Source organism: Clostridium niameyense (assembly GCF_001243045.1).
Taxonomy (GTDB): domain Bacteria; phylum Bacillota; class Clostridia; order Clostridiales; family Clostridiaceae; genus Clostridium_F; species Clostridium_F niameyense.
This window is the reverse complement of the sequence record NZ_LN849007.1, coordinates 1,444,752-1,466,118: the sequence shown is the minus strand read 5'-3', so window position 1 is coordinate 1,466,118 and position 21,367 is coordinate 1,444,752. Positions and strand designations below refer to the sequence as shown.

The following is a 21,367-nucleotide window of genomic DNA, read 5'->3' as shown; positions in this document are numbered from 1 at the left end:
ATATTAGTATAACATTTAAATTTTTTAAAATAAAGTTTTAACCTTAATATTGATATTAGGTAACTATGGTAGTAAACTTAATCTTAGAATTTATAAAAAGGATGTGACAGTAATGGAGTTTACTAAAATGACTGGTAATGGAAATGATTTTGTAGTAATAGATGATAGAGAGAATGAATTCTTAGGAAAAGAAGGTATCATGGCTATAAAATTTTGTGATAGACATTTTGGTATAGGTGCAGATGGAGTGCTATTTGTTAGAAAAAGTAAGAAAGCATCTATACAAATGATTATTATAAATGCAGATGGTTCCTATGCTTCTATGTGTGGAAATGGTATAAGATGTTTTGCAAAATATGTATGGGAAAAACATATAGTAAGTGAGAATCCTTTAACCATAGAAACAGGAGATGGAATAAAAAAAGCTTATTTATGTATAGAAAATGAAAAAGTAAAATCCGTTAAGATAAATATGGGTAATCCCTCTTTAAATTCAGAAAAATTATGTAAAGAAAAAATAATTAACAAAGAAATAAATGTACAAGGAAAACAATATAAAATTACTTCTTTATTTATGGGAGTGCCACATACAGTTATATTTGGAAAATTAGGGGAATATGATGTAGAGGAAGGTAAGTACATAGAGAAATTACCTATATTTAAAGAAGGTACTAATGTGAATTTTTGTGAGATAATTAACGACAAAAAGATTAAAGTAAAAACTTGGGAAAGAGGAGCAGGACCTACATTGGCTTGTGGTACTGGAAGTTGCGCATCCGTAGTTGCTTCTAATTTATTAAAATATACAGATAAGAAAGTGGAAGTGATTTTATCAAGAGGAAAGCTATTTATAGAAATTACTGAAGATGGAATTTTTATGGATGGACCAGCAGAGATTTGTTTTAGAGGGGAAATAGATGTATAGATGTTCAAGAAAATTTTTAAATGCATTACATGTTTTTTTATGATCTTTATAGTATTTAATTTGCAAGGATGTTCCAAAAAAGCTGATACAAAGGAGCGAGAGATTGAGCCGCCTAATTTTTCTAAAGTTACTTTATTAGAAAAGAAAAATGAAAATTTAAATATATATGAAGCTAATGAAGAAGGTTTGTTTAAAAATGGAACTATTAAAGAAAATATAATGGATGGTAAATATAATTTACAAAAATCTATATATGTATATTTAAATTATGTATCCAAAGGAAAAGAACTTGATAAAAGTAAAATAAGCATAATAAAAGATAAAACCTTAAGAGTCTTAGAAGATTTTTATAATGCTTCGGATATAAGACTATCTCCTAAGGCATCTAAGCTTGCTTATAGAACTTTTAAAGAGGATTCTTTAAATAGTGCACAAGGAATGAAAATGTATGATATAGAAAATAATAAAGAAATTAAATTAAATAGTAAGGTACTTATATCTGGAAACTTATTTCAGTGGCTAAATGAAGATGAAATTATTTATTATGGAATGATTCCAGAAGAAAAGGGTTCATCTAAAATATATAAATACAATTTTAGAGAGAAGAAAGAGGAACCTTATGTAGGTGATATAAAAGGTTACTGTAGTTATATTGTGCCAGTAAAGGATGATGTAGTTTTTATATCTAGGGATAATGATAAAAGTAATTTATATTATTATAAAAAAACTACTAATGAATTTATAAAAATATCAGATTCTATAGATCAGGCTTATGATTATACTATAGATAAAAATCATAATATATATTTTATAGCCAATGATTATATAGAACAAAAAAAGAGTTTGTATTGTATATCATATAAAGATAAGGTTTTAAAAAGGTTAACTTATGATTTCCCTACTGAAGTAAATGTAAAAGGCGGTATATCTACAGATGAAAAAGGAAATGTATATTTTATAGGTTCTAATAATGATAGAAATAGTTCCTCTGATGGAGTATATATATATAAGCCTGTAGAAGGTTCTGTAAATGTTTTATCTGATTTCGAGAGTTTGTACTATATATTACAAGGGAAATAATAATTAAAATGAATAAATATGTATAATTTGCCGAATTAAGTGGTAAATTGTACATATTTTTTTATGTACAAGGGTTTATATTTCTAAATTGTGGGTATACTCTAGATAAAATTATAGCAAGGGGTATAGAATTATGGAGTATGTAAGTTTAGATAGTGAAAATATAGAACAAAAAGCTATAGAAACTTTACCAGAGTATATATGCATTAAAAATGGTATTATACCTTTTAAGTTAATAGGAAATAAACTTTTTATTGCTACAGCAAGAAACTTGGATCAAGATACCATAAATCAAATAAGATTTCTAAGCAAGAAAGAAATAGAAATAGTAAAGTATTCTAAAAGCCATATAAGTTATTTATTAAAAACTTGTTACAAAAAGAAAAATCTAGAGAAGTCCCTGAAAAATTTAAAAACTATAAAGAAAATAGAGAAAAATAAAAAGGACTATCGGAGTTTGGATGCGCCTATAATAAAGCTTACTGATTCCATTATAGAGGATGCTATATGGAAAAAAGCTAGTGATATTCATATAGAGCCATTCGAACATAATGCTTTAATAAGATTTAGAATTGATGGTATGTTATATGAGTACAGAAAAATATCTAAAGAATTATATAAGCTTATGTGTACAAGAATAAAAATAATGAGCTATATGGATATAACAGAAAAAAGGTTTCCTCAAGATGGAAAAATTTATGAGGAGTATAAAAAACATCAAGATTTTAGGATATCTACACTTCCTACAGTACATGGAGAAAAAATAGTTATAAGAATACTTTATAAAAATGAAAAAATAATTTCTTTAAATTCACTAGGTTTCTTAGAAGAAGACATACCAAATATTAGGAAGATGATAAAACATCAAAATGGAGTAATATTAGTTACAGGACCTACCGGCAGTGGTAAATCTACCACAATTTATTCCCTACTTAATGAAATAAATGATGTTCATAAAAATATAGTTACTATTGAAGAACCAGTAGAATATACAATTCCAGGTATTAATCAAGTAAATGTAGATTATAAAAGAAAACTAACATTTCTTCAAGGCTTAAAAAGTGTATTGCGGCAAGATCCGGATGTGATTATGATAGGGGAAATACGAGATGAGGAAACAGCAAAAGTTGCATTAAGAGCAGGTATAACAGGACACTTAGTATTATCTACATTACACACTAATGGAGCATCAGAATCTATAGTTAGACTTTTAGATATGGGTGTTGAGCCTTATATTTTATCGGATGCGTTAAAGGGAATAATAGCACAAAAATTAATAAGGAAAATATGTCCTTATTGCAGATGTGAATATAAAGCATCCAAAGAAGAGTTAGAAGTTTTAAACTTGCAAGGTGGAGAAAATTTATTATTTAAGTCAAAGGGCTGCAAGAATTGCAATTATACTGGTTATTTAGGAAGAACTGTAATTTATGAATATATAAATATAGGTTATAACGAAAAATATTTAATAAAAAATCTATATGAAAACAATGATATAGAAGCAAATATATTAAAAAATAAATTAGTTAGTAGTTGTAGAGATTTAGTAATAGATGGTGTTACATCCTTTCAAGAGTTTAAAAGAATTATATATTAACTTTTAAATAGGAGAAGTATAAAATGATTAATTTTAATTATGAGGCTTTAAATTTAAAAGGCAATAAAATAAATGGAACTTGTAGACAGGAGGAAACAAAGAATTTATATAAAAATCTAAAGAAAAAGGGATATTTTTTAATTAAATTAAAACGCAAAAAATATAATAACTCTTTTAAAAATAAGATTTCCATAAAGGAATGTTCCTTGCTTTGCAACAAATTATATATGCTAATAAATTCAGGAATTCCCATTACACAAGCTTTAAGTATAATAGCTTTAGATTTTAAAAAGGAATCTATAAGATCTAGTTTATTATCTATAAGAAATAATATATTGGATGGAGAGAGTATATATGAGAGTTTTTTAAAATTTTCATATATATATCCTAGTTTTTTTATAAATATGCTTTATATAGGAGAAGAAAGCGGTAGAGTGTCAGAAATATTATATGAATTAAATAAGTATTATGAAAAAAAATATAAATTTAAAGGAGAGCTAAAAACGGTTCTAATGTACCCTGTATTTGTAATTATTATCTTTGTTTTTATGTTATATTTTCTAATAAATAAAGTAATACCAAATTTTATGGGCATATTTACTGAATTAGGTGGAAGTATTCCAAGCAATACTTTAAAAATACTTAAATTAATAAATTGTATTAATTATATTTTAATATTAATTTTGATGTTATCATTTAGTTTTTATACAATATATAAATTTTATAATATAAATTACAGATTAAAATATAAAATAGATTTCGCTAAACTTAAGGTACCTATATTAGGAAGGGTTTATGAGAAAATGTTTATCATAAATTTTTGCAATATTATGAGTATTATGACTAAAGCGGGAGTCAATATAAATAAAGCTTTAGGTATAGTGGTTGAAACTAGTGAAAATTATGTTCTAAAAGATAAAATGGAAAAATGTAATGAATTTATTAAGGAAGGACTTAATATAAATTATTCCTTACATGAAGCTGGTTTTTCAAACAAACTATTTTTGTCTATGGTAAAAATAGGTGAAGAAAGTGGTCAATTAGAAGTAAGTCTTAATAATATTTGTAGTATTTTCCAAAAGGAGCTACAGGATAATTTTAAGGTTTTTATAAAACTTATTGAGCCTACAATAATCATACTTATGGCCATTGTTATAACTTTTGTGTTTATAAATGTGTTTATTCCAATGATAAATATAATGGAATTAATTTAATGAAAAGGAGTAATGAAAATGAATAGAAAAAAGGGTTTTACCCTTATTGAGCTTATGGTGGTTATGTCCATAATAATAGTATTAGCTAGCTTTTTAGTACCTAAGTTTATATCCTATAAGCAAAAGGCAAAAGATACTAAAGCTATAAGTACAGCAAAACAAATACAGGTGGCAGCTATGTCAAGCTACAATGAAAACGATGATAAATTTGAAACCTCTGTGTTACAAGAAGATATAAAAAAATTTACAGGTGTAAGTTGTAATATATCTGGAGATGAGAATTGTGTAAATATAACTTATGCAAGTGATAATAAGAACTATATTGTAGAAGTAAATGCTAATGATACTGGATATAAAGTTACAAATAGTGATAATAAAGTTATTTTCCTTAATGGAAAGGAACAATAGTTTTTATGTATGCAAAAACATTAAAAGGAAGATCTAAAAAAGGTTTTACTATTTTAGAAGTTATATTGTACATAAGTATATATACTATTTTATTAAGTTTTGTGGTGATAAATATAGAAGGTAATAAGAAAATTACTAATGATATAAAAACTAAAGAGTTTAGTACCTCTATACTAAATTTGATAAATAGTTCTAGAAACTTTTGTAAAGGAAATAATATGGGAGGATATATATATTTTAATATTGAAGATAGAAATATAAATTTTTATATGACATCTGAAAAAGTATATGGTATACGTGTACCAAAGGGCTTTAATATTATGGAAACTAATAGTTCAAAATTAAATAGTATATATATAGATAACAACGGTATGATAGCAGATGCATGTACTATAAAATTTAAAGATAAAATGAATAAAATACATAAAATAACTATTTGTGTAGGGAGTTCTTATGTTCAAATTAAAGAGTAAAAAAGGCTTTGTAATAGTAGAAGTATTGTGTGGCATTTCCATATTTATGATTTTGTTTTATGCTTCTTTGCATGGAATTTATACTTCTTTAAAAATAAAAAAACAGCAAATACCTTTAGAAGTTTATTTTACATATTTAGAGAGCATAAAAAATAACTTGATTTATAACAATACTTATGAAGAGCTAAAGTTTTTACAAGAAAATAACAAAATTTATATAAAAGATGAAAAGATACAAGAGAAAATTTTAAAATCAAAAGATATAAAAAATATATTTACAGATGAGGTTCCATTAACATTTCCTTATATAAAAATGGATGTATTAGGGGATGAAATATTAGAAGTAAATCTACAATTAAATTATAAATTTAATGAAAAAAATAAAAAAATAGACTGTAAATTTTATAAAGGTAGGTATAAAAGATGATATGAGAAAAAAAGGTTTTTCTATAATTGAACTTTTAGTGGCTTTATCTATTATGAGCTTAGTATTAGCATATTTTTTAAAAGCAACTATAAAACATTTACAAGTTTATAATACTGAATATAGAAATATTACTGAAAAAATATATATAGATGAAGGATTTAATTTTATAGACTTTAAACTAGAACGTGAACAAGAAAGTAAGGTTATAGGAAAATGTATAAAAATTAAAAGAGCAGATGGAAAAGGCTTTGACTGGATTAGGAAAGACAAAAGGGGAGATGTGATTATATCTTATGGAGCTAAAAATTCTTCTAATACTAATAATATAGTAAAAAATATAAAAGATTTCTGTCCATATGAAAGTGGAGAAGTTATTTATATAACTATTGTAGATAAGAAAGGTGTAGTACATGAAAGATGTTTAAAAAAGAAAGAGTAAAAAAGGGATATATTCTTATATATGCCTTACTTCTAGGGAATATATGTATATTAACAGCAGCATTTTTATTAAAATGGCAAGGAATTATACTCCAAAATACGTCCAATCAAATAAAGTATTTGAAAAAAGACAGTAGTATACAAAGACAAAGAGAAGTTTTACTATCTAATATAGATAAAAGTTTATATGATAATTTAGAATCAATTTCAGAAGAAAAATTAAATATTTGTATAGATGAATCGTATAAAGATTATAAATGGTATTGTGAAGATAGTTATGCTTATTTTGATGAAAATAAAAATATAATTATAGAATTTTGTAAGAATTCAAAGCTCTACAAAAAGGAAGTGTATGGCATAAATGTGCTAAATTCTAATTTAAAATATAAAAGAGAATATTAATATTTTAAGGGAGTGTATTTTATGTTTAACAATAAAACTCTTTTGGAAGTTGATAAAGAAAATGTAAAAATTATGGACATTATGTTTAATAAAATAAAGAGTACGGATATTATGTCTTATAAAGATGCTTTAAATTTAAAAGTAGATTTGAAAAAGAGAAGAGTATTTTTTATTTTAGAGGGAGAAGAGGTTTATATAAAATTATTAACATTACCTAAGGTAAGAGGAAGAAAATTAGAAAAAATCATAAGAAATGAGTTAATATATGAGTTCCATAGTATAGATAATATTTTATATAATTATAAAATTCATAAAGAGAATAAAGATAATATAGAGATATTAGTATTTTGTGTAAATATAGATAAGAATATAGTATTAAAAGAATACTTAAAAAGTAATAAGAAAATAAAGGGAATTTATTTAATACAGTTTTGTGTTTTAGAAAAGTATAAAGAAGTTATAAAAGAAGAAAATTTTATATTAATAATGAAATATAAAAAATATATATATTCAATATTCTATAAAAATAATGAAATATTGAATAATGAAGTGATTAAAGAAAATGAAGACTTGAATTCAAAATTAAATAAGTTTTTATTTGAATGTTGTGGAGAAAAACATAAATGTTATAAGAAAATATATACTTTAAACATTAAAAATTTAGAAAATTTGAAAGAAGAATTAAAGGATTTTGAATTTATAGATCTAGGTTATTTTAATGAAAAATTGTATAACACATGTTTTAAAAGATAATAAAAAGGTGATAAGAATGAAAGGTAACTTTATACCCTATTGGTATTTGGAAAAGAATTACTTGAAATACAAAAAGGTATGTATTATAGCTAGTGTAATATGGTTTTTTGCAAGTGTTTTCATCGGCTTTTCCATAATAAAAAATATAAAGTCTATTAAAGAAATAGATAGTAAGCTTAATAAAATAAGTATGAAACAAAAATTTAATAAAATACCTAATTATGATAAAGAGCATACTATTAACAGTTTTAATAGTATAGAGTCTATTTTAGATGACAACATTACAATAAATAAAATATTAGTTAAAGGAAAAAATATTCAATTAGAATTTAGTTGCAATTATATTAAAAGTTACTATGATTTTATACATAATCTCGAAGAAAACAAAAATTTAAAAATAAAAGGGACTAATCTTTTAAAAGAAGATGATGGAATTTATGAATTTAAGTTTGTGTTGGAGGAAAGATAATGGAAAAGAAACAGTTGTATAGCATTGTGTGTATAATACTTACTATTATATTTATTACACTTTTAACTATAAACTATAAATTACATAAATATGTATATTTAAAAGAAAGCAAGTTGGAGTATATGATAAATAATAAAGAAAAGAAAATTAATAATAATAAAAATAAACAATGTAGTTATGCACAGGTTTTAAATGAGTTTAAAGATAGAGATGATGTAAGTATATTGAAAGTTGAAGGAGGAAAAAGTAAAATTTATATAAGGGTAAGATACGAAAAAGATATAAAGGATTTAAAGAAATTTGTAGAAAATTTAGAAGAAAAGCAGAAGTTTAGTAGATTGAAAGAAATTGATATTCAAAAGGAAAAGGAACAACTACGTACAAATTTAACTTTTGAATTTAATTTTTAACGTTAGGGGGGGTTTTTATAAATAATATAATTTTAATAGGTATGCCTTCTTCAGGAAAAACTACCTTAGGGCAAATTTTAAGCAATAAATTAAATTATAAATTTATAGACACAGATAAACTTATAGAAGAATTAGAAGGAATTAGTATAGAATCTATGTTTAAAATCTATGGAGAGGGTTATTTTAGGAAAAAGGAGAAACAAGCTATAGATTTTATTAAAGATACTAATAGTACTATAGTAGCTACAGGTGGGGGATTACCCATATATAATAATAATATTGAAAAATTAAATAATATTGGAGTTACCATATTTTTAGAGGTTAGTTTACATAATTTGTATAAGAGAAATTTAAATAGTTACATTAAAAGACCTTTATTAGAAAAAGATAAGATGAATTCATTAAACAAGCTTTATAAAGAAAGAGAGAAAATCTATAAAAAGGCTCATTTTATTGTAAATAATGATAGTATAGAAGATGATACTATAGAAAAAATCATAAAGGTGTATAAAAAACTTAATAGTGCATTATAAGAAAAAAGTTACAATAAGTGCATTTTATGAAAAAATAAATATAATTAACTATAATAGTATTTGCAAATAAACTTAACTTTTGATAAAATATCATTGTTTGAGTTAAAATGTACGTAACATAATATGTATGTTTATTATTGTGCAATATGTAAAAGAGGAAGGCTAAGTTTTGAAAAAAAAAGTTTTAATAATAAATGGCCCTAATTTAAATTTGTTAGGAAAAAGAGAACCTAAGGTATATGGTAAATTATCTTTAGAAGATATAAATAATATAATAAAAAAGGAATTCAAAGATAAAGTAAATATAGATTTTTTTCAAAGCAATGAGGAAGGAAAAATAGTAACTAAAATAGGTGAAGCGGAAAAAGAATATTCATCAATAGTTATAAATCCAGCAGCCTATTCTCATTATAGTATAGCTATATTAGATGCTATAAGAAGTATAAATATACCAGTAGTTGAAGTGCACATTAGCAATATTTATAAAAGGGAAGAATACAGAAAAAAATCTATTACAGCTGAGGGTGCAGTAGGCGTAATAAGTGGGTTTGGATATTATGGTTATATAATGGCTATTTATTTTATTATGAATAATTTTAAATAAAAACTGTCTATAGCTTATATAAAAGGTATATAATACCTTATAAAGGTTATAATATAAAAAGGAATATTAAGTTTTGGAGGGATACATAAATGATATCAGCAGGAGATTTAAGAAAAGGAACTACTTTTGAACAAGATGGACAAGTGTATGTAGTTGTTGAATTCCTACACGTAAAACCAGGAAAAGGAGCGGCTTTTGTAAGAACTAAATTAAAAAATGCTATCACTGGAGCTGTAACTGAAACAACATTTAACCCAACTGCAAAACTTCAAGAAGCAGTAATTGAAAGAAAAGAAATGCAATATTTATATACTGATGGACAATTATATTACTTCATGGATCAAGAAACTTATGAACAAATTCCATTAGAATATGATAAAGTTGAAGAAGCAATAAAATTCTTAAAAGAAAACATGTTCGCTACAATAAAATTTTTCAAAGGAGAAGCTTTCTCAGTAGAAGCTCCAAACTTTGTTGAATTAGCTATAACACATACAGAACCAGGAGCAAAAGGAAACACTACTACAAATGTTATGAAACCAGCAACTGTAGAAACTGGTGCAGTAGTTCCTGTACCTTTATTCGTAAATGAAGGAGACGTTATAAGAATAGATACAAGAACTGGTGAATATATGGAAAGAGTTTAGTCTATACTACAGATAATATTATTTGTAAGGGTGTGATTTTATGAAATCTACTATTTCAAAGGTGGCGTATCTAAGAGGGCTTATGGATGGACTAGAAATAAATAAGGATACTAAAGAAGGTAGAATTATTTTAGAAATTATTAATATATTGGATTCTTTAGCAGAAGAAGTAAATGATATAAAGGAATCTCAAAGTATTTTACAAGAATATGTAGAAACTATTGATGCGGATTTACTTTCACTTCAAGAAAACATTTATGATGAAGATTGTGAAGAAGAAGATTTTTTAGAAGACTTTATAGGGGTAGAGTGCCCAAACTGTAATGAGACCATATATATTGATAAAGATGCCCTAAAAGATATGACAAAGATATTTTGTCCTAGTTGCCACGAAAATATATCCTTAGAGGATTTCTGTAGCTGTGATTATATTAAACACGAAAATACTAATAATGATTAATTGAAATAAAAACTATCTCTTAAAACAAATGTTTAAAAGAGATAGTTTTTTTATTTTATTGTTTATGTGCTCTTTTCTTCATCATTATAACAATCTAGTAGATAAAGAATTTATTAGAGTAAAAAGAGTGTAAGAGTAATAGAAGAAGAATTTACTGGTATATATGAAGTGGTAACAGATGGTATAAAATTTAATAGAATTCTTTTAAAAAGTGTATAAACTTAAATGAGATATTAAAGATTATAGAAAAATATTATTTTACGTATAGAAGAAAAGTTCCGTGGTATATATAAAGAGTATGAGTGTTAAGAAATAAAAATTAAAATAGCAGTTTAGGTAGTTAAAAATATAGTTATTAGGTTTATATAAGATTAAATAAAAAGTATTTTAGGTGTTTTTAGTATCATATTATTGATAAAGCAATTCCATATTTTTAAGGAAATGAAAAAATAACATATAAAAAATAGTAAAATAAATTTTATTTTGTATATTAATATAGAATAAAAGGTGGAGAAAATTATGAATCATAAAGATAGAATGCTAGCCGGTCTTCCATATAAAGCATGGTTAGATGGGTTACCAGAAGAACGAATGAAAAATGAAAAGAAGGTCCATGAGTATAATCATTGTATGCCAGATGAAAATGAAAAAATTGATAAATTGATAAGAGATATTATTGGAAAAGTGGGCATAGATGTACATATCAAAGCACCTTTTCATTGTGATTACGGAAAAAATATTGAGATTGGGGACCATTTCTTTGCAAATTATAACTGCATAATTTTGGATGTTGCAAAAGTAATAATAGGTAATAATGTTCAATTTGCGCCGAATGTATCCTTGTATACAGCAGGTCATCCAATACATCCCGACTCACGAAATTCTGGATATGAATATGGAATTGGTATAATAATAGGAGATAATGTTTGGCTGGGAGGAAATGTTGTTGTAAATCCTGGAGTCCACATTGGGAATAATGTTGTTATTGGTTCTGGAAGTGTTGTTACAAAGGATATTCCAGCTAATGCTATAGCAGCAGGGAATCCTTGTAAGATTATTCGCCAAATTACAGAAGAAGATCGTAAGTATTATTATAAAAATTATAAGTTTTATATTGATGATTATAGTTATTAGATTTGATTTAATCGAAAGAACCACTAATATTCATGATTTAATGTAAAATTAAGATAATGGATCGCCAACATATGAATTTCAATATAATGATATTGACATAGGGGTTAAAAGTATTGGAAAATGATAGAAAAAACTCATGATTAATATTGAATCAGAATATTTTATTAGTTAAAGATTAATATATAGGTAATAAGATTAATTAACGTTCTTTATATGAAATGACTAATTGGTTGAAATTAACTTAGTAGCACAGCATGTATCTTGACAAAAATTTGATTATATTCTATTAATTTGTCTAAGTTCCTCATAAAAGTATAATTTCATAGTTTATTGTAATAATATTTTAACAAAAAGATTATTATATAAGTAACAATAAAAGAATATATATAATATTACCTTAAAGATAATAAGTTGTTATTTTTAAGAATAAATAAATAAATTTTAAATACAGTAATATGTCTAATTCTAATATATTGCTGAATAACTATACCATAGAAGTATTATATTTATCTATGATTATTGTCTTGAATAAGCGGATTTTACTATGGGGTTTTAATTTTTTTACTCTAATATTAAATAAATTTAATATTTTTTCAAACATATAAATTTCTTAGTTAGTGTATATTAGTATTATTTTAATTTAAAAAATAAAAAGTGTATATTTTTTAAATTATTACTATTATTTATAGATTTATATTGTTAAAGTTTAATGAAAAATTGATAAAAAAGTTAGTCAAAATCTATTATATATGTTATAATAATAACAAAGATATTACAAATATAGAATTCATATAAAAAAACACATTTTTCTTTCTTAATATAGTTATATGTGGAAGTAAATTCTCTTATAAATATTAAGTAGTATGAATATCTTGCAAAATATCAGAAAATTCAAAACTTCCACGCTAGAATGTGAAGTTAAATAAATTTACAAACAAGTTATAAAAAGAATTAGAAGAGTTTAGGGAACTAATATCTTATAGAAAGGTATTAAAGATAATAAGTTCAAATTTATATTATGTTTAGGGGGAAATAAAATGATTTCAAAAGACATGCTTAATCTTGGAAAAAAGCGTTCTGTAATTCGTGACATTTTTGAATATGGAATGACTAGAAAGAAAGAAATAGGTGAAGAAAATGTATATGATTTTAGTTTAGGAAATCCTAGCATTCCAGCACCAGATTGTGTAAATGAAACTATTAAAGAATTATTAGAAAAGGAAGATTCTATCCGTTTACATGGTTACACATCTGCTCCAGGAGATCTTAATGTTAGAAAAGCAATCTCAGATTATATTAATGAAAAATATGCTACAAATTTGAGTCCTAATAACATATATATGACAGTGGGTGCAGCAGCTTCACTTTGTATATGTTTAAAAGCATTAGCTGTTCCAGGGGATGAATTTATTGTTTTTGCTCCATTTTTCCCTGAATACCGTGTATTTATTCAAAATGCTGGTGGAAAGCCTGTTGTGGTTAAGTGTAATGAAGAAAACTTTCAAATTGATATAAATAAATTAACAGAAGCAATAACACCTAATACTAAAGCTATTCTTGTTAATTCTCCTAATAACCCTTCTGGAGTTATTTTATCTGAAGAAAATATTAAATCAGTTTGTAAGGTACTTAAAGAAAAATCAGCTGAATATGGTCATCCAATATATTTAATTTCAGACGAGCCTTACAGAGAGTTAGTTTATGATGATATAGAAGTTCCTTATCTAACAAAATACTATGATAATACATTTGTTTGCTATTCATTTAGTAAATCTCTTTCATTACCAGGAGAAAGAATTGGATATATAGTCGTATCTAACGAAATGGAAGATTGGCAAGATGCATATGCTGCAGTATGTGGGGCAGGTAGATCACTAGGATTTGTATGTGCGCCAAGTTTATTCCAAAGAGTAGTTGCAAAATGTGTTGGTCAAACTGCTGATATTTCAGTTTATAAGAAAAATAGAGATATATTATATAATGGATTAACTGAATTAGGTTATAAATGTATAAAACCAGATGGTGCATTCTATTTATTTGTTAAAGCAATGGAATCAGATGCTTATGCTTTCTGCGAAAAGGCTAAAAAACATGAGTTATTATTAGTTCCTGCTGATGACTTTGGTTGTCCAGGTTATGTAAGAATATCTTATTGTGTTACAACTGAACAAATAAAGAATTCCATGCCATCATTTGAAAAGCTTGCAAAAGAATATAAATAATAATTAAGTAAATATAACCGCTAATTAATATTTAAGATTAATTAGCGGTTTTTAAGATTAATAAAACATATTTAATAAAATTAAGATGAGATAACACAACTAGTAAAATAATTCTATATTAGCTATTAAAGTAATTTATGAATATAATAATTACAGGATTATAAGTAAAGATATGGAGATAAGATAATATAACTAAGTTTATAGAAAATAATTAAAAATTAAAAAGTGCTTTGGGATTATCTATAGTGAAATAAATAGGGGTATAGTGAAAAAATGTCAGAGAATGTAATAAAGTATATGTTTATTATAGACATATTAAAATAAGAGGTGTAATAATTATGAAGGATTTAAGAATTCTTATAATAAGCATATTTATGATTTTTTAGGGATATTTACCGAATCTATTATTTTACCATTACAATTAAAAACAATAATATATATAATTGAAATTTTTTGTGTTTTATTCTGTGGTTATAGCATTGGTAAAATAGTAGGGGAGAGTAAAAAGAAAAAGTCTAAATAAAATTAATATATAAGGGTTTGATAATTTTCAATCAAACCCTTGTTTTCAAAATTATATAGATATATTTTAATTATTTTAGTGAGTAAATCCGTAGCTTCCTTGATTATCTTTTTCATGGAATAACATATGAGAATTTTCTAAATCGTTTATGGCTGTTTTAAAATCTTTTATTAAAAGTTCAGCTAGATTATAGCCTAAATCTGCACGACATACTATTCTTTGTATTATTGTATTTTCAAGATTTTTAGGTAAAGGATAAGCTGGAATTTGCCAACCCTTCATTGCTAACCTATCAGATAAATCATATAAATTCCATTTTATATTATCTTGTTTTTCTAATTTATAGCAAACTATAGGGAGGTTTTGTCCATTATTGTATATTTCAAACAACCCGATTTTTTCTAGCTCTTTTGAAATATATGTAGCGACATCCTTAGTACGCTGATGGATTTTTCTATAGCCTTCAAAACCAAAGCGTAAGAAATTATAATACTGTCCAATAATTTGACTTGCAGATCTTGAAAAGTTAATAGCTAAGGTTGGCATTTTTCCACCTAAATAACTTACATTAAATATTAATTCTTTAGGAAGATATTTTTCATCTTTCCATATAACCCAACCTATACCAGGGTATACTAAACCGTATTTATGTCCAGAGGCATTTATTGAAACTACATTTTTTAACCTAAAATCCCATAAAAACTTTGGATCAATGAAAGGAGTAAATAAACCACCAGAAGCTGCATCCACATGAATAAAAATTTTTATATCATGTGTACTATTATATTCCTCTACCTTTTCATCTAGAGCTTTAATATCATCAAATTTTCCAGTATAGGTTATACCTAAAATGCCGACTATACCTATGGTATATTCATCTACATAATCAAAAACTTTATCTATATTTAAACTTAAAGTATTGTCATCTATAGGAACTGTACGCATTTCTACATCCCAGTAAACGCAAAATTTTTCCCAACATACTTGATAACCAGAGGAAATTACAAGATTTGGTTTTCTCTTATTAATATCAATTCCATACTTTCTTGCTTGGTTCCTCCAACGAAACTTCATAGACATACCACCTAACATACAAGCCTCAGAAGAACCAACAGTAGAAGTACCTAAAAAGTTTGCATTTTCAGGTACATTCCAAAGGTTTGCAATTATATTAACGCAACGATTTTCTATTTCGGTAGTTTGAGGATATTCAGACTTATCTATGGCGTTTTTTTCCAAAGTTTCTGCCATAAGTTTACTAGCCTCATCTTCCATATAGGTTTGGCAAAAAGTAGCTAGGTTTAAACGAGCATTTCCTTCGTTCATAAGTTCATCTTTAATCATACGATAAGCTACTTGAGGAGCCATAGAATTTTTACTAAGTTTATATTTTGGTATTATACAATTATTTTTGGTTATACCAAAAATAGGAGTTAGATAATTATCAGGTTGTTTAGTATCTGAAGAATATAGCATTTTAAAACCTCCTAAAAACTAAAATTTCCATTAATAACATTATATGCATAAAAGAAATATAGTGCAAAGCCATTAAAATCATTAATAACAGTGAAAATGAAAGAAATCATTCGTTTCTTGAAATGAAAATGTCAATTTAAATAAATTAGTTTATTTTCTTCTATATTATGATATGTTATATTAGATAAGTAAAAAGATAAGATTGTAAGAAAAAAATATGATTAATAAATTTAAAAGTTTTATAATTATATTTATAATAGTGCAAGTAATTGAGTTAATTATTATAACAAAGGATAAACTTTATATAAGGAGGAATAATTGTGGAAAATAAATCTAAAGCTGTACTATATATGATTTTATCATCTCTAGGCTTTGCTTTTATGGGAGCGATGGTTAAATTAGCTGGAGATATTCCTGTGATGGAAAAAGTTATATTTAGAAATCTTATCAGCTTATGTATAGCCTTTATAGCAATGAAAAATAGTAAGGCTCCTCTGTTTGGAAAAAGGGAAAATCAAAAATACTTGTTAGGAAGATCCATATTAGGGCTTATAGGTGTGATACTTTATTTTTATTCTATAAGCAGATTAAGTCTAGCGGATTCTTCTATGCTTAATAAACTGTCACCATTTTTTATAACATTATTTGCAGTTATCTTTTTAAAAGAAGAATTAACTTTTATGAAGGTAATATCAATGATAGTGGTGTTTATAGGAGCCTTATTAGTTATAAAACCACAATTAAACTTAAGTATTATACCTGCTTTAGCAGGGTTTTTATCAGCAGCTTTTGCGGGAGGAGCGTACACTTTAGTTAGATTTTTAAAAGATAGAGAAGACCCTTCTACCATAGTTTTTTATTTTTCATTGGTTTCTGTACTAGGTGTATTACCTTTTACTATATTAAAATTTAAACCTTTTACTAAAATACAGTTTTTATATTTAATATTGACGGGAATTTTTGCTGCGGTAGGACAATTTTCATTAACTTATTCCTATAAGTATGCCCCTGCATCAGAAGTAGCTATATATAATTATACTAATATAGTATTTTCTTCTATAATAGGATTTTTCATATGGAGGGAAGTACCAGATATACTAAGTGTAATTGGTGGAATTATAATAACTGCTATGGCTATAATAGTTTATTTATATAACAAAAACAGGAATAATAATAAAAATTAGTTGTTTTAAGTCTATTTTATAATTGATAAAAGTATGTATTGAAAAGACACCTGTCTAATACATACTTTTATTTTATTTTCAAAATTAAGGAATAATTTTATTAAGTTTGAAATAGATATTTTATTAAGAAAGGAGATGAAAAAGATGAATACAAAAGAAATATTTAAGGTACTACCTAAAAATTTAAATAATCAACTTTCGAATATAAACAATCTAGATAAATTACAAGAAATAAGAATTAAAATAGGAAAACCTCTACTTTTTCAGGTAGACAATAAAGAAGTTTCTTCTTCTTATATAGTTAATATTAAAGATATGACAAGCATTATGCAAAGAATGAGTAATTATTCCATGTATACTTTTGAAGAAGAAATAAAGCAAGGATATATAACTATAAATGGAGGTCACAGAGTAGGGATTTGTGGAAGATGCATTATAGATGGAGGAAAAGTAAAAACAATAAAAAATATAGGCTCTTTAAACATAAGAATTTGTAGACAAGTATTAGGTTGTTCAAAAGATATAATGAATTTTATAGTAAAAAATCAAGAAGTAATAAACACTATAATAATTTCCCCACCTAAATGTGGAAAGACAACTATTTTAAGGGATATAGTTAAAAATTTATCTACAGGTGTAAAAAACTCAAATTTTAAAGGAAAAAAGGTTTGTGTAATTGATGAAAGAAGTGAAATAGCAGCGTCTTTTAATGGTGTTCCTCAATTAGATATAGGGTATAGAACGGATGTAATGGACAACTGTCCTAAAAGTGAAGGAATAATTATGGCTATAAGAAGCATGGCACCAGATGTAATTGTTTGTGATGAAATAGGCACTTATAAGGATATGGAAAGTATTTTATGTGCCTTAAATTCAGGTGTAAATCTAATTACTACAATACACGGCTTTGGTATAGAAGATCTTTATAAAAGACCAGTATTTAAAGATATAGTTGAAAATAATGTGTTTAAAAGAGCAGTGGTTTTAAGTTCTAGGAAAGGAGTAGGAACTTTAGAATATATATATGACTTTAATAGAAAGGAAAAGATTTGGGGTGCATAACATGGTTAAAACCATAGGAAATATATTAGTGTTTTCAGGGTGCCTTATTTGGGGATTTATATATGCTGCAAGGTTTAAGGATAGGACAAAGGAGCTTAAAGAATTAGAGATATGTATAAGTCAACTTCAAAATGAAATGATGTATTCTTATACTTTAATGCCAGAGATCCTTATTAATATATCTAAAAAGACTATATATCCTATAAATAAAATTTTTAAAGAGATAGCAAATATATTATATAAAAATGAAGTGAATAGTGTATATGAAGCTTTTTATATAGCATTTAAAAACAACGATGAAATACTTTCTTTAAATAAGGAAGATATAAAAATAGTTTTAGACTTATCTAAAGCATTAGGACAGTCGGATTTGGAAGGTCAAAAGAAAATGATAGATTTAAGTTTATATAATCTAAAAAATCAATGCAGAAAAGCTGAAGAAAAAATGATTAAAAGTGTAAAAATGTATAGATACTTGGGATTTACTATAGGAGCTACTCTAGTGATTATATTTATATAAGAGGGGGATTAATATGCTAGATGTACAATTGATATTTAAAATAGCAGCAGTAAGCATACTAATAATAATATTAGATAAAATATTAAAATCTAGTGGTAAAGATGATTATGCTGTATTAACTAATTTAGCAGGAATAGTTATTATACTTATGATGGTAATAAATTTAATAAGTAGATTATTTAATGCAGTAAGAACTATGTTTCAGCTTTAAGCATTAAGCTACATTTAAAGAAAGTTTAGGAGGAGAAAATGGAGATTATTAAGATAGTGGCTTTTGCTTTTATTGCTATGTTTTTAAGTCTTGTTTTTAAAGGAAGAAGAGATGATTTGGCAGTACAGATAAGCATTGCAGCAGGAGTTTTAATATTCTTATTTTTAATTACTAAAATAACAGCTATCCTGCAATTTATTCAACAATTAGCAGTTAAGGCAAATATAGATTTTGTTTATCTAAATACGGTTTTTAAAATATTAGGTATAGCTTATTTATCAACCTTTTGTAGTGAAATATGTAAGGATGCAGGAGAAGGCAATATTGCATCTAAAGTTGAATTTGCCGGAAAAATATTAATACTTGGACTTGCAGTACCGATTCTTATGGCTGTACTTAAGTCAATTTTAAAGATTATGTAGGTGAGAATATGAAAAAAACTACTATAGTTATAGTTTTTATATTGGTTCTAATGTTAGGGGTTAATGTACAAGCTGCACCGACTAAAACAGAAAAATTAAGGCAAGAAGATGAAAAGATACAAAGTTTTTATGATTATATATCTAACATAAAAAACCAGTATGAAATATTAAAAGATATTAATGCTAAAGATTATGTAGAGAGCTTTATGAAAAATGGAAAGGGCAATGTTCCTATTAAAAAAATAGCAACAGCTAGTATTACATACATGTTTAAAGAAGTAGCAGCTTCAATGAAATTAATAGGAGTACTTATGATAGTAGCAATAATTTGTGCTCTTTTGAAAAACTTGCAACAGGCCTTTAGTAATGAAAGTTTATCTAATATAGCCTATTTTGCATGTTATGCCTTAATAATAATAATACTTTCTAAAAGTTTTTATATGGGTGTTAGCATAGCACGAGATGCTATAACTAAAATGACTAATTTTATGATGGCACTAATACCTATTTTAATAATGCTGATAGCTGGAGTTGGAGGAATTGCTGAAGCCACTTTAATAGATCCCATTGTTATAGGAGCTTTAAATATAGGAGCTAGTATATTTTCAAATTTAATAATACCTATAATATGTATGGCTTTTGTACTTCAATTTGTAAACAATTTATCCTCCGATTATAAAATAAGTAAGCTTATAAAACTTTTAAATCAGGGAGTGCTTTGGATACAAGGTATAGTTATGACCATATTTGTAGGTATAATCACCATTAGAGGTATAAGTGCTAAAACTATAGATCAGGTTACGGCAAAAACCGCTAAATATGCAGTAGATAATTTTATACCTGTAGTTGGAAAATGCTTATCAGATGCTATATCTACTGTAGCAGGATATTCACTACTACTTAAGAATTCAATAAGTAGTTTAGGACTTATAGTAATTATAGTCATGCTTTTAGTACCAGTTATAAAAATTTTAACTATGGCATTTATGTATAAAATATCAGCAGCTTTAATAGAACCAATAAGTGATAGTAGACTTGTAGATTCTATAGGAGCTGCAGGGGATTCACTTATACTTATTTTATCTTGTGTTATATGTGTATCGGTTATGTTCTTTATAATGATAGCTATAATGGCGTCAGCAGGTAAAATTATGATAGGGGGATAACATATAAATGGGGTGTTATATTGTTACTTTGGATTAAAAATTGGATTACTAATATATGTGTAGCAGTACTTTTTATAACTGCCATAGAAATGATATTGCCTAATAATTCCATAAAAAAATATGCTAAGTTTGTTTTAGGGTTAATACTTATGATGGTAATTTTAAATCCAATTATAAAACTTTTTCATAATGATTATGATATGGCTATGTACGCACAAAAAGCTTCACATTCTCTAGAAAAAATTGATTATCAAAAAGATTTTGAAGATTATAAGAAGAAAAATAATGAAGAAACTTTAAAAAACTTTAAAATGAACTTAAATAATGAGACTAAAAAAAAATTAGAACAAAAGTTTCCTAAAAATAAATATAAAGTGGACACCAAAGTGGATTATAACTATGAAAAAAATACTATAGAAATAAAATCTATGAAAATAGGTGTTAAAGATAGTAAGGTGGAAAAGGTTAAAAAAGTCAATATAAGTAAAAATATTAAGGATGGACAGGAAAAAGAATGCAAAGGAGAGGAAAAAATAAAAGATTTTATTATAAAGGAATTTGAAATATCTTCCAATAAAATAAAAGTATATAAGCTTTAGGGGGGGGA

26 protein-coding genes are annotated in these 21,367 nt (G+C 25.5%); 25 read left to right on the top strand and 1 reads right to left on the bottom strand.

Features of this window, described 5'->3' with window-relative positions:
• Window positions 1-112: 112 nt before the first annotated feature.
• The 18 genes from dapF to BN1711_RS07850 all read left to right on the top strand — a co-directional run bounded on the left by dapF (window position 113) and on the right by BN1711_RS07850 (window position 14,196).
• On the top strand, window positions 113-925 hold the full coding sequence (gene dapF / locus BN1711_RS07930) for a diaminopimelate epimerase (RefSeq protein WP_050607622.1): 813 nt from the start codon (window positions 113-115) through the stop codon (window positions 923-925).
• Complete coding sequence (locus tag BN1711_RS07925; RefSeq protein WP_050607621.1) at window positions 926-2,005, top strand: hypothetical protein; 1,080 nt, start codon at window positions 926-928, stop codon at window positions 2,003-2,005. It abuts the gene before it with no gap.
• A 133-nt stretch (window positions 2,006-2,138) separates the two neighbouring features.
• Window positions 2,139-3,602: a GspE/PulE family protein gene (locus tag BN1711_RS07920; protein WP_082174085.1), complete on the top strand. Its 1,464-nt coding sequence runs from the start codon at window positions 2,139-2,141 to the stop codon at window positions 3,600-3,602.
• Between the two features lie 23 nt (window positions 3,603-3,625).
• Window positions 3,626-4,816 (top strand): type II secretion system F family protein, encoded by a 1,191-nt coding sequence (locus tag BN1711_RS12275; RefSeq protein WP_129582145.1) that lies wholly within the window; start codon window positions 3,626-3,628, stop codon window positions 4,814-4,816.
• Window positions 4,817-4,834: 18 nt separating this feature from the next.
• Window positions 4,835-5,224: a type II secretion system protein gene (locus tag BN1711_RS12420; protein ID WP_163248591.1), complete on the top strand. Its 390-nt coding sequence runs from the start codon at window positions 4,835-4,837 to the stop codon at window positions 5,222-5,224.
• Between the two features lie 5 nt (window positions 5,225-5,229).
• Window positions 5,230-5,697 (top strand): type II secretion system protein, encoded by a 468-nt coding sequence (locus BN1711_RS07910; RefSeq protein WP_050607620.1) that lies wholly within the window; start codon window positions 5,230-5,232, stop codon window positions 5,695-5,697.
• Window positions 5,678-6,124, top strand: coding sequence for a hypothetical protein (locus tag BN1711_RS07905; RefSeq protein WP_050607619.1), 447 nt, complete (start codon window positions 5,678-5,680; stop codon window positions 6,122-6,124). Before BN1711_RS07910 ends, BN1711_RS07905 begins: the two co-directional genes overlap by 20 nt.
• A 1-nt stretch (window position 6,125) precedes the next feature.
• A complete protein-coding gene (locus BN1711_RS07900) occupies window positions 6,126-6,563 on the top strand; it encodes a prepilin-type N-terminal cleavage/methylation domain-containing protein (RefSeq protein ID WP_050607618.1) in 438 nt (145 codons plus the stop codon).
• On the top strand, window positions 6,542-6,964 hold the full coding sequence (locus tag BN1711_RS07895; protein WP_050607617.1) for a hypothetical protein: 423 nt from the start codon (window positions 6,542-6,544) through the stop codon (window positions 6,962-6,964). Before BN1711_RS07900 ends, BN1711_RS07895 begins: the two co-directional genes overlap by 22 nt.
• 21 nt (window positions 6,965-6,985) lie before the next feature.
• On the top strand, window positions 6,986-7,717 hold the full coding sequence (locus BN1711_RS07890) for a hypothetical protein (protein ID WP_050607616.1): 732 nt from the start codon (window positions 6,986-6,988) through the stop codon (window positions 7,715-7,717).
• 61 nt (window positions 7,718-7,778) lie between these two features.
• Window positions 7,779-8,186, top strand: coding sequence for a hypothetical protein (locus BN1711_RS07885; protein ID WP_164995937.1), 408 nt, complete (start codon window positions 7,779-7,781; stop codon window positions 8,184-8,186).
• Entirely contained in the window at window positions 8,186-8,596 is a 411-nt protein-coding gene (locus BN1711_RS07880) for a hypothetical protein (protein WP_050607614.1), read from the top strand. The genes BN1711_RS07885 and BN1711_RS07880 overlap by 1 nt, the downstream gene beginning before the upstream one ends.
• A 41-nt stretch (window positions 8,597-8,637) precedes the next feature.
• Window positions 8,638-9,129 carry a shikimate kinase gene (locus tag BN1711_RS07875; RefSeq protein ID WP_243128232.1) on the top strand — a complete coding sequence of 164 codons (492 nt, stop codon included), beginning with the start codon at window positions 8,638-8,640 and terminating at the stop codon, window positions 9,127-9,129.
• Between the two features lie 169 nt (window positions 9,130-9,298).
• Entirely contained in the window at window positions 9,299-9,733 is a 435-nt protein-coding gene (gene aroQ, locus BN1711_RS07870; RefSeq protein ID WP_050607612.1) for a type II 3-dehydroquinate dehydratase, read from the top strand.
• 89 nt (window positions 9,734-9,822) lie between these two features.
• Window positions 9,823-10,380: an elongation factor P gene (gene efp / locus BN1711_RS07865; RefSeq protein WP_050607611.1), complete on the top strand. Its 558-nt coding sequence runs from the start codon at window positions 9,823-9,825 to the stop codon at window positions 10,378-10,380.
• A 40-nt stretch (window positions 10,381-10,420) separates the two neighbouring features.
• Window positions 10,421-10,840, top strand: coding sequence for a CD1247 N-terminal domain-containing protein (locus BN1711_RS07860; RefSeq protein WP_050607610.1), 420 nt, complete (start codon window positions 10,421-10,423; stop codon window positions 10,838-10,840).
• A gap of 519 nt (window positions 10,841-11,359) precedes the next feature.
• Window positions 11,360-11,974 carry a sugar O-acetyltransferase gene (locus tag BN1711_RS07855; protein WP_050607609.1) on the top strand — a complete coding sequence of 205 codons (615 nt, stop codon included), beginning with the start codon at window positions 11,360-11,362 and terminating at the stop codon, window positions 11,972-11,974.
• Window positions 11,975-13,011: 1,037 nt separating this feature from the next.
• Window positions 13,012-14,196, top strand: coding sequence for a pyridoxal phosphate-dependent aminotransferase (locus tag BN1711_RS07850; RefSeq protein ID WP_050607608.1), 1,185 nt, complete (start codon window positions 13,012-13,014; stop codon window positions 14,194-14,196).
• A gap of 598 nt (window positions 14,197-14,794) precedes the next feature.
• Here BN1711_RS07850 and gad read toward each other — a convergent pair.
• Window positions 14,795-16,195: a glutamate decarboxylase gene (gene gad / locus BN1711_RS07845; RefSeq protein ID WP_050607607.1), complete on the bottom strand. Its 1,401-nt coding sequence runs from the start codon at window positions 16,193-16,195 to the stop codon at window positions 14,795-14,797.
• Window positions 16,196-16,515: 320 nt separating this feature from the next.
• On the opposite strand from gad, the gene BN1711_RS07840 reads away from it, so the two are divergent.
• The 7 genes from BN1711_RS07840 to spoIIIAF all read left to right on the top strand — a co-directional run bounded on the left by BN1711_RS07840 (window position 16,516) and on the right by spoIIIAF (window position 21,359).
• Window positions 16,516-17,379 (top strand): DMT family transporter, encoded by an 864-nt coding sequence (locus tag BN1711_RS07840; RefSeq protein ID WP_050607606.1) that lies wholly within the window; start codon window positions 16,516-16,518, stop codon window positions 17,377-17,379.
• Window positions 17,380-17,523: 144 nt separating this feature from the next.
• Window positions 17,524-18,441: a stage III sporulation protein AA gene (gene spoIIIAA, locus BN1711_RS07835; protein WP_082174084.1), complete on the top strand. Its 918-nt coding sequence runs from the start codon at window positions 17,524-17,526 to the stop codon at window positions 18,439-18,441.
• Window position 18,442: 1 nt separating this feature from the next.
• Window positions 18,443-18,961: a stage III sporulation protein SpoIIIAB gene (gene spoIIIAB, locus BN1711_RS07830; RefSeq protein ID WP_050607604.1), complete on the top strand. Its 519-nt coding sequence runs from the start codon at window positions 18,443-18,445 to the stop codon at window positions 18,959-18,961.
• 13 nt (window positions 18,962-18,974) lie between these two features.
• Entirely contained in the window at window positions 18,975-19,172 is a 198-nt protein-coding gene (gene spoIIIAC / locus BN1711_RS07825; RefSeq protein WP_050607603.1) for a stage III sporulation protein AC, read from the top strand.
• Window positions 19,173-19,210: 38 nt separating this feature from the next.
• Window positions 19,211-19,594 (top strand): stage III sporulation protein AD, encoded by a 384-nt coding sequence (spoIIIAD, locus tag BN1711_RS07820; RefSeq protein ID WP_050607602.1) that lies wholly within the window; start codon window positions 19,211-19,213, stop codon window positions 19,592-19,594.
• An 8-nt stretch (window positions 19,595-19,602) separates the two neighbouring features.
• Window positions 19,603-20,760: a stage III sporulation protein AE gene (gene spoIIIAE, locus BN1711_RS07815; protein WP_050607601.1), complete on the top strand. Its 1,158-nt coding sequence runs from the start codon at window positions 19,603-19,605 to the stop codon at window positions 20,758-20,760.
• Window positions 20,761-20,780: 20 nt separating this feature from the next.
• Window positions 20,781-21,359 (top strand): stage III sporulation protein AF, encoded by a 579-nt coding sequence (spoIIIAF, locus tag BN1711_RS07810; protein WP_050607600.1) that lies wholly within the window; start codon window positions 20,781-20,783, stop codon window positions 21,357-21,359.
• The last annotated feature ends 8 nt before the right edge of the window (window positions 21,360-21,367 follow it).

Bases quoted from the DNA above. Each gene is read 5' to 3' on its own strand.
- BN1711_RS07910 (WP_050607620.1), top strand. From the start codon at position 5,230: ATGTATGCAAAAACATTAAAAGGAAGATCTAAAAAAGGTTTTACTATT.
- BN1711_RS07905 (WP_050607619.1), top strand. From the start codon at position 5,678: ATGTTCAAATTAAAGAGTAAAAAAGGCTTTGTAATAGTAGAAGTATTG.
- BN1711_RS07920 (WP_082174085.1), top strand. From the start codon at position 2,139: ATGGAGTATGTAAGTTTAGATAGTGAAAATATAGAACAAAAAGCTATA.
- spoIIIAC (WP_050607603.1), top strand. From the start codon at position 18,975: ATGCTAGATGTACAATTGATATTTAAAATAGCAGCAGTAAGCATACTA.
- BN1711_RS07850 (WP_050607608.1), top strand. From the start codon at position 13,012: ATGATTTCAAAAGACATGCTTAATCTTGGAAAAAAGCGTTCTGTAATT.
- BN1711_RS07895 (WP_050607617.1), top strand. From the start codon at position 6,542: ATGTTTAAAAAAGAAAGAGTAAAAAAGGGATATATTCTTATATATGCC.
- BN1711_RS07855 (WP_050607609.1), top strand. From the start codon at position 11,360: ATGAATCATAAAGATAGAATGCTAGCCGGTCTTCCATATAAAGCATGG.
- spoIIIAD (WP_050607602.1), top strand. From the start codon at position 19,211: ATGGAGATTATTAAGATAGTGGCTTTTGCTTTTATTGCTATGTTTTTA.
- BN1711_RS07890 (WP_050607616.1), top strand. From the start codon at position 6,986: ATGTTTAACAATAAAACTCTTTTGGAAGTTGATAAAGAAAATGTAAAA.
- efp (WP_050607611.1), top strand. From the start codon at position 9,823: ATGATATCAGCAGGAGATTTAAGAAAAGGAACTACTTTTGAACAAGAT.
- BN1711_RS07860 (WP_050607610.1), top strand. From the start codon at position 10,421: ATGAAATCTACTATTTCAAAGGTGGCGTATCTAAGAGGGCTTATGGAT.
- dapF (WP_050607622.1), top strand. From the start codon at position 113: ATGGAGTTTACTAAAATGACTGGTAATGGAAATGATTTTGTAGTAATA.
- BN1711_RS07900 (WP_050607618.1), top strand. From the start codon at position 6,126: ATGAGAAAAAAAGGTTTTTCTATAATTGAACTTTTAGTGGCTTTATCT.
- BN1711_RS12275 (WP_129582145.1), top strand. From the start codon at position 3,626: ATGATTAATTTTAATTATGAGGCTTTAAATTTAAAAGGCAATAAAATA.
- spoIIIAE (WP_050607601.1), top strand. From the start codon at position 19,603: ATGAAAAAAACTACTATAGTTATAGTTTTTATATTGGTTCTAATGTTA.
- gad (WP_050607607.1), bottom strand. From the start codon at position 16,195: ATGCTATATTCTTCAGATACTAAACAACCTGATAATTATCTAACTCCT.
- spoIIIAB (WP_050607604.1), top strand. From the start codon at position 18,443: ATGGTTAAAACCATAGGAAATATATTAGTGTTTTCAGGGTGCCTTATT.
- BN1711_RS07925 (WP_050607621.1), top strand. From the start codon at position 926: ATGTTCAAGAAAATTTTTAAATGCATTACATGTTTTTTTATGATCTTT.
- spoIIIAA (WP_082174084.1), top strand. From the start codon at position 17,524: ATGAATACAAAAGAAATATTTAAGGTACTACCTAAAAATTTAAATAAT.
- BN1711_RS07875 (WP_243128232.1), top strand. From the start codon at position 8,638: ATGCCTTCTTCAGGAAAAACTACCTTAGGGCAAATTTTAAGCAATAAA.
- BN1711_RS12420 (WP_163248591.1), top strand. From the start codon at position 4,835: ATGAATAGAAAAAAGGGTTTTACCCTTATTGAGCTTATGGTGGTTATG.
- BN1711_RS07880 (WP_050607614.1), top strand. From the start codon at position 8,186: ATGGAAAAGAAACAGTTGTATAGCATTGTGTGTATAATACTTACTATT.